General features: G+C 48.6%; 15 protein-coding genes and 2 tRNA genes. 12 read left to right on the top strand and 5 right to left on the bottom strand.

What is annotated here, in order from left to right; translation table 11 throughout:
* The first annotated feature begins 55 nt into the window (after nt 1-55).
* The 4 genes from AC58QD_RS27215 to AC58QD_RS27200 all read left to right on the top strand — a co-directional run bounded on the left by AC58QD_RS27215 (nt 56) and on the right by AC58QD_RS27200 (nt 2116).
* Nucleotides 56-131 (top strand) — tRNA-Lys (locus AC58QD_RS27215).
* Between the two features lie 43 nt (nt 132-174).
* Nucleotides 175-256, top strand: a tRNA-Leu gene (locus tag AC58QD_RS27210).
* Nucleotides 257-483: 227 nt separating this feature from the next.
* Entirely contained in the window at nt 484-1056 is a 573-nt protein-coding gene (locus tag AC58QD_RS27205; RefSeq protein WP_497338253.1) for a YitT family protein, read from the top strand.
* Nucleotides 1057-1168: 112 nt separating this feature from the next.
* Nucleotides 1169-2116 (top strand): carbohydrate kinase family protein, encoded by a 948-nt coding sequence (locus tag AC58QD_RS27200; RefSeq protein WP_497338185.1) that lies wholly within the window; start codon nt 1169-1171, stop codon nt 2114-2116.
* Nucleotides 2117-2169: 53 nt separating this feature from the next.
* Here the strand turns inward: AC58QD_RS27200 and AC58QD_RS27195 are convergent, their stop codons facing one another.
* On the bottom strand, nt 2170-3063 hold the full coding sequence (locus AC58QD_RS27195; RefSeq protein ID WP_497338184.1) for an AraC family transcriptional regulator: 894 nt from the start codon (nt 3061-3063) through the stop codon (nt 2170-2172).
* A 128-nt stretch (nt 3064-3191) separates the two neighbouring features.
* Between AC58QD_RS27195 and AC58QD_RS27190 the strand changes: the two genes are divergently transcribed.
* Both AC58QD_RS27190 and AC58QD_RS27185 read left to right on the top strand, forming a co-directional pair.
* Nucleotides 3192-4088, top strand: a complete 897-nt coding sequence (locus tag AC58QD_RS27190; RefSeq protein ID WP_497338183.1) for a sugar phosphate isomerase/epimerase family protein — start codon at nt 3192-3194, stop codon at nt 4086-4088.
* Nucleotide 4089: 1 nt separating this feature from the next.
* Nucleotides 4090-5088, top strand: coding sequence for a Gfo/Idh/MocA family protein (locus AC58QD_RS27185; protein WP_497338182.1), 999 nt, complete (start codon nt 4090-4092; stop codon nt 5086-5088).
* Between the two features lie 158 nt (nt 5089-5246).
* Here the strand turns inward: AC58QD_RS27185 and AC58QD_RS27180 are convergent, their stop codons facing one another.
* From AC58QD_RS27180 to AC58QD_RS27165, 4 genes are all read right to left on the bottom strand, one after another.
* Entirely contained in the window at nt 5247-6623 is a 1377-nt protein-coding gene (locus tag AC58QD_RS27180; RefSeq protein WP_497338181.1) for a neutral/alkaline non-lysosomal ceramidase N-terminal domain-containing protein, read from the bottom strand.
* A gap of 43 nt (nt 6624-6666) precedes the next feature.
* On the bottom strand, nt 6667-8394 hold the full coding sequence (locus tag AC58QD_RS27175) for a dihydroxy-acid dehydratase (protein ID WP_497338180.1): 1728 nt from the start codon (nt 8392-8394) through the stop codon (nt 6667-6669).
* Nucleotide 8395: 1 nt separating this feature from the next.
* Entirely contained in the window at nt 8396-9193 is a 798-nt protein-coding gene (locus AC58QD_RS27170; RefSeq protein ID WP_497338179.1) for an IclR family transcriptional regulator, read from the bottom strand.
* 1006 nt (nt 9194-10199) lie between these two features.
* Nucleotides 10200-11501 carry a hypothetical protein gene (locus AC58QD_RS27165; RefSeq protein ID WP_497338178.1) on the bottom strand — a complete coding sequence of 434 codons (1302 nt, stop codon included), beginning with the start codon at nt 11499-11501 and terminating at the stop codon, nt 10200-10202.
* A gap of 96 nt (nt 11502-11597) precedes the next feature.
* Here AC58QD_RS27165 and AC58QD_RS27160 point away from each other — a divergent pair, with 96 nt between their 5' ends.
* The 6 genes from AC58QD_RS27160 (at nt 11598) to AC58QD_RS27135 (ending at nt 18252) form a co-directional block, all read left to right on the top strand.
* Complete coding sequence (locus tag AC58QD_RS27160) at nt 11598-12464, top strand: AraC family transcriptional regulator (RefSeq protein WP_497338177.1); 867 nt, start codon at nt 11598-11600, stop codon at nt 12462-12464.
* Nucleotides 12465-12603: 139 nt separating this feature from the next.
* Nucleotides 12604-13374 carry a sugar phosphate isomerase/epimerase family protein gene (locus AC58QD_RS27155; protein ID WP_497338176.1) on the top strand — a complete coding sequence of 257 codons (771 nt, stop codon included), beginning with the start codon at nt 12604-12606 and terminating at the stop codon, nt 13372-13374.
* Between the two features lie 227 nt (nt 13375-13601).
* Nucleotides 13602-15572 (top strand): dihydroorotate dehydrogenase, encoded by a 1971-nt coding sequence (locus AC58QD_RS27150; protein WP_497338175.1) that lies wholly within the window; start codon nt 13602-13604, stop codon nt 15570-15572.
* A gap of 54 nt (nt 15573-15626) precedes the next feature.
* Complete coding sequence (locus AC58QD_RS27145) at nt 15627-16454, top strand: alpha/beta hydrolase (protein ID WP_497338174.1); 828 nt, start codon at nt 15627-15629, stop codon at nt 16452-16454.
* Nucleotides 16455-16574: 120 nt separating this feature from the next.
* Nucleotides 16575-17342 (top strand): sugar phosphate isomerase/epimerase family protein, encoded by a 768-nt coding sequence (locus AC58QD_RS27140; RefSeq protein ID WP_497338173.1) that lies wholly within the window; start codon nt 16575-16577, stop codon nt 17340-17342.
* 10 nt (nt 17343-17352) lie between these two features.
* Entirely contained in the window at nt 17353-18252 is a 900-nt protein-coding gene (locus tag AC58QD_RS27135) for an N-acetylmuramoyl-L-alanine amidase family protein (RefSeq protein ID WP_497338172.1), read from the top strand.
* The last annotated feature ends 89 nt before the right edge of the window (nt 18253-18341 follow it).

Here is an 18341-nt window from a genome sequence, read left to right as displayed (position 1 = left end):
GTGACGAGAAGCTCTGGTGTTGATTCCGTTTCTTTACGTGGGCATCTAACACTAAGAGCCATTAGCTCAGTTGGTAGAGCACCTGACTTTTAATCAGGGTGTCGTAGGTTCGAGTCCTACATGGCTCACCATTTTCGCTTTCTGACAGCGGAAATTATTCATTCCTCGTAACATGCGGTCGTGGTGGAACGGCAGACACGCTATCTTGAGGGGGTAGTGCCCATAGGGTGTGCGGGTTCAAATCCCGCCGACCGCATCATAGTAATAGCTCGGAAGCCTTGCGTAGCAAGGCTTCTTTTGTTTTGTAACAGCAAAGGCGGACTGGATACATAAAGTATCGTGAACCGAACTGAATCCAGACAGTGACGGTGGTCGGGGCGCATCTTGGAAAAAGAAGTGAGGTCACTTGGTATGGCTTTCCTTCTTTTTTGCATATATATCAGACATGTCCAAGCGTTGGAGCTGGTATATTTGTTGCGAAAAATGATTGCAATCATTATAGGGAGTTTACTTTTTGCGGTGGGAATCAACTTTTTTCTTGTACCTTATAAACTTCTAGATGGTGGAATCATCGGGATTGCACTAATCATCAATTACATATGGGATGTCAAAACGGGGCTTGTGATCATATTGATCAGTATTCCGATTTTTATTCTTTCATGGTTTCATTATCGTCATTTTTTTTATAATAGCTTGCACGGTATGCTGATTTCTTCCTTTATGGTCGATATTGTATATCCTTACCGTGTTTATTTTACTTCCATCGTGAAAATGGGTCCCTTTTCTAGCGCTGTCTGCGGGGGGATTCTAGTTGGGGCTGGCATCGGACTGATGCTGCGTCATGAGACGAGTACTGGAGGTACTGATTTATTGGCTCAGTTCTTCTCAAAGATCTTTTCCATTAACGTAGGAATAGCAATTTTTATTATTGACGCTATTGTTATAAGTACAAGTGGATTGCTGTTCTCCAAAGAAACCTTAGTGCTGTCTTCCGTCACGATTCTGGCAGTCGGATTAACCACCAGTCTCCTAACATGGATTCCGAAGAAGACATAATAATGCGTATAATTTTTTGAGAATCTCCTGTTAAACCCTGTTGTGTTACAATATTCCTATGATCTACGTTGGGAGTGAATAGTAGTAAACAGCATAAAGAAAAGGAAGGTCCATGATGAAGAAATACGACGTTCTGACTATTGGGGAATTAAATGTAGATCTTATGATTAGCGGGTTAAAAAGTATGCCTATTGCTGGGAGAGAGATTATTGCAGAAAGCAGCTCCTTGGTGCTGGGAAGCTCTACGGCTATTACCGCGAGTTGGTTGGCCAAGCTAGGGCTGAAGGTTGGTTTTATCGGGAAAATCGGGAAGGACTCCTTCGCAGATGTTGTCATGGAGGGGCTGCAGGCTAACCGGATCGATACATCCCATGTCATCATAGATGAGAGCATCAAGACGGGGTTGACGGTATCTCTAAGTACCCCAGAGGACAGAGCGATGGTGACGCATATGGGGTCAATTGAGGCTTTGACGGTTGAGGATATCGATTTCTCTTTATTAGACCAGACGAAGCATATCCATGTGGGATCGTATTTTCTTCAAACACAACTTCGCGCGGGCATCCCTCAATTATTTCGAGAGGCGCATAGACGGGGGGTGACAACTTCGTTGGATGCAGGCTGGGATGATACGAACAATTGGGATTACGGAATAGCAGATGTGCTCCAGTATACAGATATTTTTATGCCGAATGAATCCGAGGCCGTTCGTGTTGCACAGAAGGATAATGTGCCAGAGGCACTGCAAGAGCTTGCTCAACATGCGAAACGGGTAATAGTCAAATGTGGAGCAGACGGGGCTGTCGGCAGGAGCGGTGAGGAATTCGTGCAGCAAGCGGGCTTCAAGGTAGAGCCGGTCGATACAACGGGAGCGGGTGACTCTTTTAATGCCGGGTTCATATATGGTTTTCTGAATGGATACGGGTTACGGGAGTCGATCCTGTATGGAAATGCCTGCGGTTCTATCAATGTAACGCATATTGGCGGTGCTACGGCCCCGGTTGCTTTACGAGATATTAAGCAAGTAGTTGAGTCTGGATCGCAATCGCAATCGCAATAGATCGGTTTAGGGCAGCACTTGGGACGGCAAATCGTCGTTTACAGGTGTTGCCCTTATAATTTGGCCATGACAGAACGTGCATATTCAGACGGGGACATATCCGTTGCGGATTTGAAATGCCGCGAGAAATTGTGGACACTGCTGTAATGGAGCTTTTCCGCGATCTCAGTGAAATTATGCTGCTGCTCCCGAATCATTCGTTTGGCCTGATCGATTTTGAGGTTCCTATAATACTTCATAAGAGGCTGGCCCGTTCGATCTTTGAAAAGCTTTAAAGTGTGGCTTCGGCTCAGGTTGAACGTCTTGTAAATCTGCTCCAGCTGAATGCTGCTGTACAGATGGAGCTCCATGTACTGGCACATCCGTTTCACCAGATCTTCCTCGCTGCGTGATTTGGTTGCGCCTGATATGCGCTGTTCCTTCCGGGCAGGATCACCCGAATGAAGCAGCTCAATCAGCAGCAGCTCCAAATGCAGCTTAAGCAGCTGCTCTGTGCCGTGTGCAACTCCTTTACGTCTAACGAGCGTATGGTTTTTGGGGTCATCGTAGGGCGGGAGAAAGGCGGCAAAGCCGTATTTCATAATCTGAGCTAAATGCCCCTGCTGAAACTCGCTTAGATGGAATAGCTTATCCTTGAAGAAATTCATGGCCCTCGATCGACAAACAAAGGAAAGAACGATTACATTCGGCGCAATTCGCTTATTGGCCCATATGCTGTGGAACTCATTGGGTTTATGGAAAAGAATATCGCCCTGTTTCAAACGGTATCCCTCGGTATCCGCGAATACTTCCATTTCTCCTTTATCTACATATAGAATCTCCCAGAAATTATGCTTCTCCCCTTCGAAAATGTAGTCCTTCGAGAATTCAAAATAGTGAAAGGAAATGAGCTCTTTGACGGTAAGATGCTCTTGCAGCTTGGTCCTTGCGAAAGGCTCGGTTGCCATTAGAACGCTCCTCTCAATCTTGTTACGACTATTATAGCTCATGCAGCCTGGAATGGGATGAATATACGAATTAATGAAACATACAACAGACTTTTTGATAAAGCCTAATTCATAAGAAGCGGGATACAATGATCTCACTGAAAGCAGACAAGGAAGGTGAGCGCATGAAGAAGGGGATTAATTGCTGGTCGTTTGCGGGTGACAAAACGGTTAGTGAATGCATGAAGCTGGCGAAGCAGGCTGGTTTCGATGGGATTGAGCTTGCTCTGAGCGAGGATGGAGAGATCCGGCTGAACAGCAGCGAGAAAGAGATTGCCGCTATCAAGCATAGAGCGGAGGATTGCGGTCTGGAGCTGACAAGTCTTGCGAGCGGCTTATACTGGACGTATTCCTTCACGTCAGCAATGGAGGAGAAGCGTGAGAAGGCTTATTCTATCGCTACTAAGCAGATTGAGGTTGCGGCTTGGCTTGGTGTAGACACCGTATTGATTATCCCTGGTGCTGTAGGGGTTGATTTTATCCCTGGGTCAGAGGTAGTGCCCTATGATGCTGCATACGACTATGCGCTCGAAGGAATTAGTCGATTAGCAGAGGTTGCAGCACAGCACAGAATTCATATTGGGCTTGAAAATGTGTGGAATAAATTCCTGCTGTCGCCGCTAGAGTTCCGGAATTTTATAGATTCCGTTGGCAGCCCTTATGTTGGAGCTTACTTGGATGTCGGGAATGTAATCGCGAACGGTTATCCGGAGCATTGGATTGCCATTCTTAACAAGAGAATTCGCAAGGTTCACTTCAAAGACTACAGACGTCAGGCTGGAGGACTTCATGGCTTTGTGGATTTGCTGGCGGGGGATGTGGATTATCCATCGGTCGTCCAACAATTACATGCGATAGGTTATGACGATTATGTCATTGCAGAGATGATCCCTCCCTATGCTCATCATGCGGAGCAGATCGTGTTCAATACTTTCAGGGCAATGGACGCCATTCTTGGACGGAATTCGAAGGAGGTGCAGGCTTAACATGATTAAGATCGGACTTGCGGGAGCGGGATTTATGGGCAGCATGCATGCGCAATGCTACAAGGCATTGGCGGGATCGGCCAATTTTCAAGTGACATCGGTTACAGATTTCGATCCCGATAAGGCGGCTAAGCTGGCTGAGCTATTCGGAGCTCAAGTGTACTCCTCTACAGAGGACATGCTCCAATCAGGTGACATCAACACGGTGGATATTTGTCTGCCTACTTTTCTGCATGCCGAAACAGCACTAAAGGCCATGGATCTGGGCTATCATGTGTTTATAGAAAAACCGGTCTGTATGACTGCAGCAGATGCTGAACGGCTCCTTCTCAAACAAAGGCAGACAAACAGCAAAGTAATGGTAGGTCAGTGCATCCGCTTCTGGCCGGAGTATAAACATCTAAAGGAGCTCATTCAGAGTCAGATTTACGGTAAGCTGCAAGCGGGCCTGTTCCGTCGAATTAGTCCGAGGCCGGACTGGGCATGGGACGAGTGGTTGCATGATCCTGCCAGGAGCGGTTCAGCCGCCATGGATCTTCACATTCATGACGTTGACTTCGTACGGTCTATCCTGGGTGAGCCTGATCGAATTCAAACGGAGATCGTTCGACAACAAGAGGCTAACGTGCACATCCATAGCTTGTACCGATATGGGGATGCAGTAATCGCGGTAGAAGGTGGATGGGATTTCCCTGCAAACTTTCCGTTCGAGATGTCCTATAGGGTTCAATTCGAGCAAGCCGTAGCGGTATTCAGTTCAAGCACTGCTCCTACTCTTCGAATCTATGAGAGGGATGGTCGTATTTTGGAGCCTGACGTCGATTCAGGGGTTGATATCGGCGACATGGACCAGGCTGGGAACATTTCAAGCCTTGGCGGCTATTACAACGAGCTGCATTATTTCCTGCAAGCCCTCGAGCATAATCGGGATATTGAAGAAGCAACGCTTCAGGACGGCTGTGATTCCATAGCGCTGCTCCATCGGGCGCTGAACGCATAGTAGGGCATATAAAGTGAAGAAGTCGCACAAGAACCCGACCCAAGGAGCGCGACAACAGTGATTTATTCGAGTAGTTTGTAAGGCGTTCTAAACTGCAATCCAATGCGAGAAACCGTCCGGTGAATGCTGGACGGTTTCTCGTGATCCATATTAACTCTCTACAATTTGGCTAACATGGCCGTAATCTCATCCATGAAATACTCGGCAGCCCCCTGTGCGAATGGAGAGGTCTCCACTTCATAGCCGCCCTGCGGATAAGCTTCGGCGATTGGCAAGTAACCAAGGTGCCCGTTCGAATAACCGCTGAATAGAGTCACACGGAACGGTGAATGGGCTTTGATGTGCAGGCCGATCTCGGCAAAAGGCTCGAGCGGTGTGCTGATCAACACAATATCGCCGATGCGAAGGAATTGCACTTCGATATTCGTGTGCGTCATTCCGTTGTATTTGCGTGCGGTGTCCCAGGCCAGGAAGGCGCGTTTCACTTGAAACGAAATTTGACTGATCTCTTCCTTGCTTCCTTCGCCTGTTTGCAGTCGAGTTAATTCCTCTGAAACTTTTGTATAATGCGCTTCCGCTTCAGCTAGAGGAGTAAGCTTCTTCAATGGCAAGGAGATGGTTGTGTTATAGGCTTGAATCGATTGAGCTGTCATCGGTTTGGTCGTTCGGAATATACCTAGCGACGCTCCAGATTCCGTCACGCCTTCGAACTCATGGTGCAGGGCATTTGCACCTAGCTCGAGTGAGACTTTGACAGCTTCTGCACCTAGAATAGTTCCGATTCGCTTGGTAGCCGGGAAGTTATCCAGGAACCCTTCCGGGCCGGGCCCTATATTACCGGTTGCGCCTTGCAGGAACAGGCAGATGCCGCCAGAGTGCTGCTCTACTACTTTTTTGGTAACGCCAGGGTAGTCTGGGCTATGCAATTTGTAAGTATATCCTAATGTAGTTGGATGGCAAGAATAGTGAACGAGTGTTGCTACAACTTGGCCTTCCTCATCCTCGAAGCGCACTACACCAACGGTTGAATCTGTGATGCCGTGCTCGTTATATCCTGTAATGACCCGTCCATTATCCAAGGCCTGACGGCGGTTTTTGCCTATCGAACAGGCGCCTAATCCGGCTTCTACCGTAACCTCAACCATATTCCTCTTGGCTTCAAGCGCGGCATCCACAGTTTGCGTGAGCATATATTGGAAATACGTCTTCCTGGCTTCTGCTCCCGATTTGTAATAATCACTCCAGAAAATAGGACCGGCATGCGTATGTGTGACAGATAAGCGTATGTGTTCTACTTCAATTCCTGTTGCTTCGGCTACTGCTTCGCGGACCTCATTCGATTGGTCGATCAGGAACAGACAAGCATCGATATCAACGATGAATGAATGTGTCTGGCCATCCGTCATATATAGAGCTGTAGTGAAGAGGTCGGACTCAATTCCGCTTGCAAAAATATGCGTCTGTGCACCCCAACCAGCATGAGGCACATCTAACGAAGGATTAATATCTTTTTTGGCAACCCCGATCTTAATCAAAAGAATCCATCTCCTTAGGATTATTAGTAGCTACTGATGAGAACTAACCTCTACCCACAATCGGAGGCACGAACTTCGCCTCTTCCTTGTTTTTCGCTCTTAAGAAATCGAAGTCGCAGCCTTCGGATGCTTGAAGGACATGGTCGGCGTATAGCTTAGGGTAGCCGCGCACATGCTTGGGAGTAGGCCGAACCCATGCGTCCATACGCGCCTTGATCTCGGATTGCTCCAGCAATACTTGAATACGGCCTTCCGGCACATTCAGCTCAATGATGTCGCCGGTGCGGACGATCGCGAGCGGACCGCCTGCGGCAGCTTCAGGAGCTACATGAAGTACGATCGTGCCATAACTGGTTCCGCTCATTCTGGCATCGCTCAGACGAACCATATCCCGGATCCCTTGCCGCAGCAGCTTGCGTGGAATGGGAATCGCTCCCCACTCAGGCATGCCCTCGGCAATCGGGCCGCAATTTCTGAGGATTAGCACCGAATTGGCGTCTACATCCAGATCTTCGTCATCAATACGCTGCAGCATCTCCTCGTAGCTATCGAACACAACAGCTGGTCCCTGGTGTGTAAGGAGGTGTTCTGAACATGCGGATAATTTCAGAATCCCTCCTAAGGGACTAATATTGCCTTTGACGATTGCAATACCAGACTGCTCCATCACAGGTTCTGTTAGCGGGTGAATTACCTCGGACACTTCAGCTTGAACCTTGCTGTAGATTTCTGTAATCGTTTGGCCTGTTGCACCTAGGCAGTCTCCGTTCAAGATGGGGAGCAGCTCGCGGATCACTACACTGAGGCCGCCGGCATGGAAATAATCATCCATATTGAACTCGCCGCTAGGCTGCATGTTCACAAGCAGCGGCACCCCTTCGGAATGAGCGGCATACTCGTTCATATCGATGTGAATCCCTAGTCTTCCAGCAATCGCTGTTAAATGAATAATGGCATTAGTCGATCCGCCTAGTGCAGATAGAAGCTTCATTACATTCACAATCGATTTCTCCGTGATGAGTTTGGATGGTGTCAAATTCTCACGCACCATCTCAACGATGCGCGCTCCTGTTGCTTCGGCTGCTGCTTTGCGGCCTGAATGAGTGGCTGGGATGCTGGCGGTCCCTGGAAGCATCATGCCCAACATCTCGGAGACGCTTTTCATCGTCGAGGCTGTGCCCATCACCGGGCAACCCCCAAGACTGCAGGAGATGCATTTCTCCAGTTCATTCCATTCCTCATCCGTGAGCAGGCCGGCTTTGTAATCATCGATATACTTCCATGTATCGGTTCCGTAGTTAACGGTTTTCCCGCGGAAAACACCCGGAGTGCGATGACCAGCAGCTAGCTGTAAAGTTGGCAAGTCGCAGCTCGCCGCACCCATCAATTGAGCAGGGGTTGTTTTGTCACATTCACATAGTAGTACTACACCATCTATTGGCAAAGAACGGATCGATTCCTCGACGTCCATAGCCATCAGATTGCGGTATGGAAGGTCAGAGGGTTTCATGAAATCCGCTGGAGTTGTTATCGTGTGAAGCTCAATGGGATAGCCGCCTGCGAGAAGAACGCCTTTTTTGACATACTCTACAAGTTCTTTGTGCGGATAATTGCAGCTATTGAGATCATTCCACGAATTGAAGATCCCGATCATCGGTTTGCCGACAAAAGATTCAGGAACATGCCCCATTGCTCTCATGGCTGAACGGTGCTGAAAGGAGTGATCTATGGCTCCGCTGAACCATTCTTCACTGCGTAATTTCATCGTCATATTATTCGATTCCTTCCTGAAGGGGAGTGTCCTGCTGAACGGTGTACCCCAAATCCCTTGAGATCAGTAAAGCCGTATCTCTGACATGCTTGCCAATTGCCATAAATTTGACGGCCGGCAAATCTTTGCTTAGTGCGGTTATACTCATGGATGCTGCAATCTTGCCGGAATAATCGAAGATTGGAGCGCCAATACAACGAACGCTTTCCTCGAATTCCTCATCCTCTATGGAAAATCCATGTTCCTTCACAAATGCGACATCCTCAAGAAATTTGTCCAGTGAACGCACACTTTTGGCAGTCGTTCCGGTCATTTCCTCCGGAAGTGCCTGACGCAGCTCTTCTTCGGACATTCCAGCTGCAAGAGCCTTCCCGACGCTGGATTGATATAACGGCTGGCTTTGGCCGATCGACGTTGCGAATCGCACGAAGCCGCTGCCTTCGACTTTATCGCAGTAGACAGGTTGCCCGTTGATCAACACAGCGAGATGTGCGGTATAAGGAGTCCCTTCTACTAGCTTGGCAAGATGCGGCCTGGCGGTCTGGACCATATCCATGGAATTCATGTAGCTATTTCCCCAAGGAAGCACGCCCGGCCCAAGCCGGTACTTCCCATCAGGTGTTTTGCGGATGATCCCGTACTGCTCCAGCGTATTGAGGATCACAAAAGTAGTCGTCTTGGGTAGCTTTAACTGGGAATGAAGGTCGCTGATGGATAAGTCTTTATCCGATAATGCGTTCAGAATCAGAATCGATTTCTCCAAAGCGGGGACCGTGTAATCTTTAGTGCCTTGAGCCATGCGGATCGGACCCTCCTTTGACAGTTAATTAGGAAATAGACTTGAAGTATAAACAAACTTTCATTCAACATATTGAACAGCACTTATAATAATTTAAAGTGATTTCCTTCAACTTGTCAATTGATTTTGTTCTGCTGCTAGTTCGAAAAAGACGAGAAGATGCTACTGGTAAAATGAGGGTGGATGAGGTGGGGGATGAGGGAAAGTCAAAGAGTCATTCAATATATTGAATGACTCTTAGTGGGGGATCGAGCTTAAAGGGAGAACCTTAGGAACTAAGGAGGAGAGGATAAGGAGGCGGGGAGGATGAGTGGAGCAGGATAGTGGTCAGTTTGGATTGTAGTGGCACGCCGCTTCAGATAAGCCATGTTACTACTGTCTATTTGGGCCATTTCATTGCTCAGTCATTAAATAGCCAATCTGACTATCCTCTATTTCCTCATTGTTACACGGTTTTCCTCAAACCCCGGCCAATAACCAGTAGTAAAGTTGGCTATCCTAGAAAAACCTGTCTTTTCCGCCCATATAACCTATACTAGCACTGGCTAACTGAATCTCCTTTGGACGAAATAGTACCAATTGGGTGTTACTATTAGATAAGTTAGGCGTTACTGCGGGATTTAGCGGATAGAAGGGAGAAGTGGAGGCAGGAGGCAGGTGGCAGGTGGCAGGTGCTTAGAAGTTACTGCAAAACCTGCAGCTAATTTCTCTCAAAGGGTAGCAATTTGAATTTTTACTGTAGAACCTGCATCTAATCATCAGACCTTTACCGGAATGAGCCGGATTTCAAAGAATTAACGGTAGGAAATGCAGGTATTTGGGTAAAATGCCTAGATCTCGGAAAATTACCTGCAGCTTTTGCAGTTAAAAGTTGAATCGCAATGCTCAGTTTGCTAGGTATAGATGGAAAAATCCTGAGTGAGCCCCTGCAAAAGTCACAAAGACTGTTGCGAGGATCACCCAGGATCGAGAGAGAATAAATTAATCTTACTTCTTAATAGTAGGATTAATTACTTCGAGTGGCGTACGCTTGTACTCGTTCTTCAATACGCTCCATAAATTTGTCATATTGATGAAGGCCTTCGTCCTTATAACGTTTCATCCAGGCCCACCATTCTTCCACGAGAACCTGTGTCTCGGACATAATACGTTCCTTTGACCAATCCGGATAGACGGCTTTAATCCATGCAAGACCGAACGAGATATGGCCGGATTCGTCCGCCCAATCGTAATCACAGTCCTGGGAGCCCTCATAATCGTTCTGCTCCGCAAGCTCTTGCTTCATCTTGGCTTTGAACAATGGGCCTCTTTGTTCTAATCCATGAAGCAGAAGCAGGAGGCTGCCCAGTCCCTGCTCGTTGTAAAAGGTTCGCCAATGGTCAGGAACCATCGGGAAGTCGATGCCAATCCTGAAGCCCATCGCCTTCAAGCGTTGTTCCCCCATCATAGCGTGGCGCATCTCATCATAACACCAGCGTGCCGCGTTGAAATAAAGCGGCCACGGCAACCCTTTGTGAACCCACATCAAAGCAGCTGGAGTCTCCGATGCCCACACCTCATTCGCATGATCGATAGCCAACCACACACGATGCTCAATCTCATTCTGCGGACTGCGAGGCGGCACCTGCATAACAGCAGGCTCCCACGAGGGCTCACGCCCGCCTTCAGTAGGCAGCTCATAATCAGGCTGTGAGAGATAAGCGGTGTGGTTGCTGCCGTTCGGATGACGATCGGGTCCTTCAATGCCCCCGCAAGCTGCCATGATGTCTGCTAAGAAGGAGACGGCTTCCGCCGAAGGCTCAAGTGGAATTAGATTCTCGGACTGGCTTTGATTCCGAACAGCCTGATACTCGGCAAGCTCGAGCTGCAGCTCTGGAACGATCCGGTTCAAATAAGTATGAGAAGGAGCATCATCAAGCGGATCGCTCTCTGATAAATACGTTTGGAACGATTGCAGCAGAGCGGGTTTGATTACCTCATAGATATAGGTCAGAAATATCGCATCCGATGCAGCAGTAGGCAACTTCTCCAGCACTAGGATCAGATTGCGGTCAGAATCTTCATCCACATCGACGCGAGGGTAACGCAGCTCGAGCGCACGGGCGCGCAACCAATCCGCATGAGCCGCATCCAGCCAAATATGCTTGGCTAACATTTTCTTGCCTGGCCATGATTGCATCTTCACCAGATAACCAGCCATGGCCCTCATGGATTCCTTGACAATCCGGTAGTAACGGCGCATCATTTCGCTTGCGGTGTTGACGTCACGGAAGATAACTTGCCATTCAGCTGAACTAAGGGTATTCATACATTGTACCTCCTTATGAATATGGACTTTATCATTTGTAAGAAAAGCTTCATAATGAAACTATATCAGGGAACAACGAGGGAGGAAATGCATTCGATGACCAAATTGATGGACTATACGATCAGTTCACTCCCCTTGCGGATAGTTGATTTAATGGTCGATCCTTCGCGGCTGCAAATCACAAGTCTGCACATTCCGCAGATCGGCCATCTGCCAGGACGTAAGCTTAGACGCAGCGGCGTAACGTTCGATTGTTGGGCTTTTGCCTACTTAGCTGGCGGTAAGGGAACATTGCAGATAGATGGCGGACCTGTGCAGGAGGTCGGTAAAGGCTCACTCTTCTTCGTATATCCCGGGTCGGTGTTCACATATGGACCAGTTGAGGGCGGTACGTGGGAGGAGTATTACATTCGATTCACGGGTCCGCGTGTAGAGGAATGGATCGAGAGCGGAATGGTTTCCAGGGGATTAGCTGTGCAGTTGGACGCAGGAGAGGGGTACGAGCAGAAGATCGAGACCATTCTTATGCTGATGGAGAGCGGGATCGCTGACCATGCGGATCGAGCATCCCTGCTTCTGGAGTCGTTGCTATTGGAGTTTGCGCAGGCGCGTACAGCTAATGGCTCAACAAGTAGTATCACACGGTCGGGCACAGCCTACAAAGTGCTCGACGATATTATGGGCTGCTTGTACGAGCCGATAGATGCGGATTCGTTAGCGGAACACAATCATATCTCAGTACCAACCTTGCGTCGTTTGGTAAGCAAATATACCGGATATTCACTTCACGAGTATGTGCACCGGTTGAAGATGGCCGAGGCGAAAAAGCTGCTCCTGACAACCGACCTTACGGTAAAAGAGATATCTCGTGAAATGAAATACGAGGACCCTCTGTACTTCTCCAGATTGTTCAAGAAATTCACGGGTGTTTCTGCAAGCGAGTTCCGCACAAATGGAGCATAATACAACAACCATATATAAATGGGCAGCGTGAATTGGACAACCGCGGCTTAGTAGGCAGAAGGCGGCAATGATACAATGGGGCGGGCAAGCTTGGAGGGAATAGAGCAAGCTGAATAAAACAAGAGGAGTGCGATACAAGATGAAGCATAAATTCGCCGCACAGCTCTACACGCTGCGCAATGAACTGGAGCAGGATTTCCCAGGTGTTCTTCGAGAACTGAAGAAGATGGGCTGGGCTGGTGTCCAAATATCTGGTCTTCGCGGATATACTGCGCAAGAAATTGCCGATGTTTTGAAAGAAACAGGGCTCGGTACGGCCGGGATTCACGTTAGCCTGGAGAGATTGCGTGACGAGTTGGATATTGTGCTTGAGGAAGCCCGGTTGTTCCATACTCGGGATGTAGTATGCCCTTATCTGGCGCCAGAGTTGCGCAATACGGAAGGCTATCAGGCTGTGCGGGAAGAATTGAACCGTATTGCGGCAGCTATTGCTCCACAAGGGTTCCGCTTGAGCTACCATAATCACGCGTTTGAGCTGGAGGAGCAGGTCGGCAGCGTTAATGCGCTTGAATACTTGCTAGAGCCTTCTGCGGATAATGCATTGCTGGCAGAAATTGATGTGTACTGGGTGAAGAAAGGCGGCTACGATCCGCTGTCGTTCATACAGCCTTATTCCGGCCGGATGCCGATCATTCACTTGAAGGACATGACCGCGGATGAGCGTCAGACTTTTGCAGAGGTCGGCACAGGTCTTATCGATTTTGCTCCTATCCTGCAGTGGGGAGAAGCGAACGGAGTGGAATGGTACGCGGTTGAACAGGATCAATGTCCTAGCAATCCGATGGACAGCCTGCAGATCAGCCTGAATAACTTGCATCAGTTGGCGGATCAATTGACTAAAAGTGTGTGACAATACAGCAAGATTGCATATGTTTTTGTAAGGAAAAGGAAGTTGAATGTGTGTACCTGGTCATTATAGTGTATAGCGCCGCTTCCTTGTGAAGCGGTTGTTATTGTTGAGAGACAAGAAATATTAGTTTATCGCGTGGAAACGAGTAGTGTCGGGGTTAGCCTATTATCAAGTATAATAGATGTAACAAAGCAATTTTGACTATAGGCGGAAATGAGGCTGCAGCTATGCCGGATTGGTCTTATCATCCTTTATTCCGACCCATCCTGTTCCGATTGCCAGCTAAGCTTGCGAGGGATGTTACTTTGCGGGCTATGGGAAATTTATGTAAGCTGCCTGGCGGCACGTTAGTTATCCGCACATTCGGACATATGGAGCTTTTTCCTATCCTGGATCAGACCAAGTGGGATGTGCGTTTCAAATACCCCGTGGGGTTAAGCGGCGGGTTGGATGTGCATGGGATTGGAAGAAAGGCATTATCGCAGATTGGCTTCGGATTCATCGAAGTAGGGCCTGTCACGGTAAAAGAAATCACAAGTGAACAGCCCATTATACGAGAATTGGACAAAGAAGCGATTATTTATCCGGATTCTAACGTCAATGACGGCTTGGATAAGCATGTACAGCAGTTGGAACCAAGCGTTAGCAGCAAGAAGAAGGCGTTGCCGCTCATGTTCCGGACTCGGCATATGCCTGGCAGCACGACTGAAGAAGCGATTGAGCAGCAGCTTCAACTGCTGAAGAGCTTGAATCCATATGCAGCAGGTTTCTATCTCGATACGATTGATCATGAATGGCCAGTGGAACAAACCGTTGCTCATGTACTACGGGTTGTAGCTGTGGCGAGGTCCGTTATCGGCAATAAGCCCTTATTTCTTTACGTGCCGCTGGATTATCCAGTTCAACAATTAGCTGCACTTCTGGAGGAGTTACCCTTAGAGCAACATGTAGAGGGAATTGTGATAGGGGATGGGGTCGCAACTGAAGCGGGCGTGTCCGTTGGTAAGGGAGGATTAGAGCTTTGTCTCGACAAAGTCGCATGGTTCCGCAGCCGCTATAGTCAGCGAATAGCGATCATTGCCGCCGGGGGGATCCATCAACCGCAGGATGCGCTTGAATTGATGGACGCAGGAGCGGATCTGGTCCAATTACATAGCGGATTAGTCTATACAGGTCCAGGATTACCCAAGCGTATTAATGAAGCTATTTTACATAAACGATTGAACGAACAAGCTTCGGAACCCCAACCGCCGTCATTTTGGAGCAACTGGGGTTGGATGTTTCTATTCGGTTTAAGTATGATACTGGGCGGAATTATAGCTTGGATTATTGCGGCTACCACGGTTCTGCTCCCTTATGATGAGCAATATCTGGGGATAGGCAGGGACTTGCTGTCTTCACACAATGACAATCTGCTGCCGTTCATGTCGCATGATCGCATTACATTAGCTGGCACGATGATCTCGATTGGTATACTCTATGCCCAATTTGCGCGTTATGGCCAAAGATATCAGTTGCATTGGGCGCGTACGGCGCTGTTAGCCTCAGCCTTGATTGGGTTTTGCAGCTTTTTCCTGTACTTGGGATACGGATATTTCGATCCTCTGCACGCGGCAGTTTCAGTTCTTCTGCTTCCGATGTTTGTTATGGGAATGCGCGGAGGAAAAGATAATCGTCCCTTGTGTCAACGCCAGCCTAATGTGGTTAATAATAAGGATTGGTATCGTGCCCAATGGGGACAGTTGATGATGGTGCTGCTCGGGTTCTCATTGGCTGCAGGCGGGCTTACAATCTCATTCGTCGGTATTACACATGTGTTTGTGCCCCAGGATTTAACCTTTTTACACACACACCCAGGCGAGCTTCATGATGCGAATTCTAATTTATTATCGTTAATCGCTCATGATCGAGCTGGATTCGGGGGTGCTTTATTCTCCAATGCAATAGCCCTTCTTGCGGCATCCTTATGGGGCATCCAGCAGGGACAGCGATGGTTATGGTGGACGTTTCTTTTTGGCGGATTACCTGGATTCATAGCTGGGTTTAGCGTGCACATGGCGATTGGATATACGGACTTCATTCACTTGCTCCCTGCATACTTTGCATTTGGTTTATACGTTGCAGGACTCCTCTTATTGTTTCCTTATATGCACGCGATTAATAAAAAGGAAAATTTAAGTAAGAAGCGAATTAGTTAGGGATGAAACGATGCTTCGATATAAAGAATTGGGTGGTGTAGGCAGGCTATGGCCGTGTCAGAGTTAAGCACAGATGTGGAATGGATTGAATTGTGGCAAGAAGGCGCACCTTATACTAAGGGGACTGGGCCTGAGGATAGACCTGCAGTGAAACCTTATATACTGAATCGTCCGGATGGAAACCCTTCTGCTTGTATTGTAGTATGTCCGGGCGGGGGCTACGCAGGACGTGCTGCCCACGAATCAGATCCTATTGCGCAATGGTTGAATTCGATAGGGGTTAGTGCTGTGGTCCTTCGTTATCGGGTCAAACCGTACCAGCATCCCTGTCCGCTGCTTGATGCTCAAAGGGCGATTCGGTATGTGCGCCATCAGGCGGAAGCCTGGAATATAGATGCTAACCGGATTGGAGTACTGGGCTTCTCTGCAGGCGGACATCTGGCGTCCAGCGTTTCTGTACATTATGATGATGGTCAAGAGAATGCTGCAGATCCGATTGAACAATACAGCAGCAAGCCGAATCTTCAGGTATTGTGCTATCCGGTTATTACGTTTGATGGAGATTACAGTCACAAGGGGTCTAGGCTTAATTTGCTTGGGGAAGAGCCTGATGAAGCATTAATACAGCTTTTATCCAGTGAGAAACAGATTACCGAGAACACTCCTCCTGCTTTTATATGGCATACTGCAGATGACAGAGGCGTTGTAGCTGAGAATAGTCTGATTCTTGCCATGGCGCTTCTAGCCAAAAAAGTTCCACATGAGATGCACATCTTCGAGCACGGCAGGCATGGTCTAGGGATTCTTAATGAGATCCCGGATGTTCAAGTATGGACTGAATTATGTGAACGTTGGTTGAATCGCCAGGGGATGATGGAATAATGGATTCAGAAAAAAATAGCCAGATAAGTAAAGTTTGGCGGGATGGGTTCATTGGATAGCTTGGGTGACTTCTGTATAATCGGTGCGGAGTAGCTCAAGTATATTAATGGAGGGATTACATTGAAACAAGATCAAATAGGACTACAACTGTATACCGTACGTGAGGAAACAGCTCGTGACTTCCAAGGGGCGCTTCGCCGTGTTGCAGAAATCGGTTATCACGGGGTGGAGTTTGCTGGATACGGCGGGATGGCTGCTGAGGATTTGAGAGAACTTCTGGATGAGCTGGGACTGATTTCGATTGGCAGTCATGTTAACCTGCAGCGGCTTACCGACAATCTGGAAGAAGAAATTGCTTATAATCTGACGCTGGGGAGTAAATATATCATTTGCCCTTATTTGTTAGAAAGTGATCGCAGCAGTGAAGCCTTCGCTCTTATTATTCCTAAATTAGATCAAATAGGCCGCATCATTCAAGAGAACGGAATGGTGTTTGCTTATCATAATCATGCATTTGAGTTTGAATCCAGGCTTGGGGAAGATTATTTGTTCGATGCTCTTTTCTCCCAGACTTCTCCGAGTGCGTTGCAGGTGGAGCTGGATCTGGGCTGGGTGCAATATGCAGGATTATCCCCGCTCGCTTATATTGCGAAATATCAAGGAAGGCTGCCGCTCCTTCACTTGAAAGATTTCCGCCAAGCCGCAGACGGTGGAGCTATTGATACGGTGGAGATCGGCAAAGGCGATCTCGATATCCCTGCTGTCATAGCCGCTGCTCGTTCAGCCGAGGTCGATTGGCTGATCGTTGAGCAGGACCGTTGCAGTCAGAATTCGCTCGACAGCGTAGCGGAGAGCTTCCGCTGGCTGCAGGAGCGCGAATATGCGTGAATGAGGCGCGATGAACGCTGCGCTTAGCGCGAGAGTAATCGCGGCGCGATTGTTGCTAGCGGCTAGCCTGGCAGTCGCGGGCCTTACGGGCTGCAGCCTCGTGCAGCCCGACGCTTTGCAGCTTGCGTCGGGCGGCGAAGCGCACGCTGACGATGCGCCGGCGGCAACGCCCGGCGCGGTTGGCGCCGCAGGCGGCGGTGCGACGACTACAGCGCCGCAACTGGTCAGCGCCGTTGCTGGCGCCAGCACAGTGACAGCGTCCGCTGGGGTTGCTGCGGCAGACGCCAAGCTTGCGCCGTTGGTGTGCGTCGATCCCGGACACCAGCGAATTGGTAACCATGATAAGGAGCCTGCTGGGCCTGACTCGGAAGACATGAAGACCAAGGTGTCGTATGGGACGAAGGGAGTAGCCACGCGCAAGCCGGAATATGAATTGACGCTTGAGGTTTCTTTGAAGCTGAGAGATAAATTGCAAGAAGCGGGTTACAGAGTTGTCATGGTGCGTGATCATCATGATGTCGACATTAGTAATAAAGAGCGAGCGCTATTATGCAACGAGGCAAAGTCAGATGTTGCCCTGCGCATTCATGCGGATGGTTTCGAGTCTTCGAGTGCCAGAGGCATTTCCGTGCTGTATCCGTCAACCGGTGCGCAATCAGCTGCGAGCAAGAAGTTGGCGGCCAAGCTGCTGGAGGAGCTGATTTACACGACCAAAGGCAAATCCAGAGGGATCATCCCGCGTAACGACTTAACAGGACTCAATTGGTCGAATGTGCCGTCTGTCTTATTGGAGATGGGGTTCATGACCAATCCGGAAGAAGATGAGCTGTTATCGACGGATGAGTATCAGGAGAAACTCGTAACCGGGATGCTGAACTTCGTTGTCCATTCATTCCCTCTTTCACACTAATCGACAATATCCACTCCAAACGCGGATAAGAGAGCGCCTTACGGCTGCCTTTCTTGGTCGGCGTTTTTTCTTGTCCCTCGATTATTTTT

It is taken from the genome of Paenibacillus sp. J2R1T-4 (assembly GCF_059692235.1).
The sequence above is the reverse complement of the archived record's forward strand: the minus strand, read 5'-3'. Positions and strand labels throughout refer to the sequence as shown.

Excerpts from the sequence above, each read along its gene's own strand:
- AC58QD_RS27170 (WP_497338179.1), bottom strand. The coding sequence starts at position 9,193 with ATGGCTCAAGGCACTAAAGATTACACGGTCCCCGCTTTGGAGAAATCG.
- AC58QD_RS27190 (WP_497338183.1), top strand. The coding sequence starts at position 3,192 with ATGATCTCACTGAAAGCAGACAAGGAAGGTGAGCGCATGAAGAAGGGG.
- AC58QD_RS27195 (WP_497338184.1), bottom strand. The coding sequence starts at position 3,063 with ATGGCAACCGAGCCTTTCGCAAGGACCAAGCTGCAAGAGCATCTTACC.
- AC58QD_RS27135 (WP_497338172.1), top strand. The coding sequence starts at position 17,353 with ATGAACGCTGCGCTTAGCGCGAGAGTAATCGCGGCGCGATTGTTGCTA.
- AC58QD_RS27150 (WP_497338175.1), top strand. The coding sequence starts at position 13,602 with ATGCCGGATTGGTCTTATCATCCTTTATTCCGACCCATCCTGTTCCGA.
- AC58QD_RS27200 (WP_497338185.1), top strand. The coding sequence starts at position 1,169 with ATGATGAAGAAATACGACGTTCTGACTATTGGGGAATTAAATGTAGAT.
- AC58QD_RS27205 (WP_497338253.1), top strand. The coding sequence starts at position 484 with ATGATTGCAATCATTATAGGGAGTTTACTTTTTGCGGTGGGAATCAAC.
- AC58QD_RS27155 (WP_497338176.1), top strand. The coding sequence starts at position 12,604 with ATGAAGCATAAATTCGCCGCACAGCTCTACACGCTGCGCAATGAACTG.
- AC58QD_RS27175 (WP_497338180.1), bottom strand. The coding sequence starts at position 8,394 with ATGACGATGAAATTACGCAGTGAAGAATGGTTCAGCGGAGCCATAGAT.
- AC58QD_RS27185 (WP_497338182.1), top strand. The coding sequence starts at position 4,090 with ATGATTAAGATCGGACTTGCGGGAGCGGGATTTATGGGCAGCATGCAT.
- AC58QD_RS27160 (WP_497338177.1), top strand. The coding sequence starts at position 11,598 with ATGACCAAATTGATGGACTATACGATCAGTTCACTCCCCTTGCGGATA.
- AC58QD_RS27165 (WP_497338178.1), bottom strand. The coding sequence starts at position 11,501 with ATGAATACCCTTAGTTCAGCTGAATGGCAAGTTATCTTCCGTGACGTC.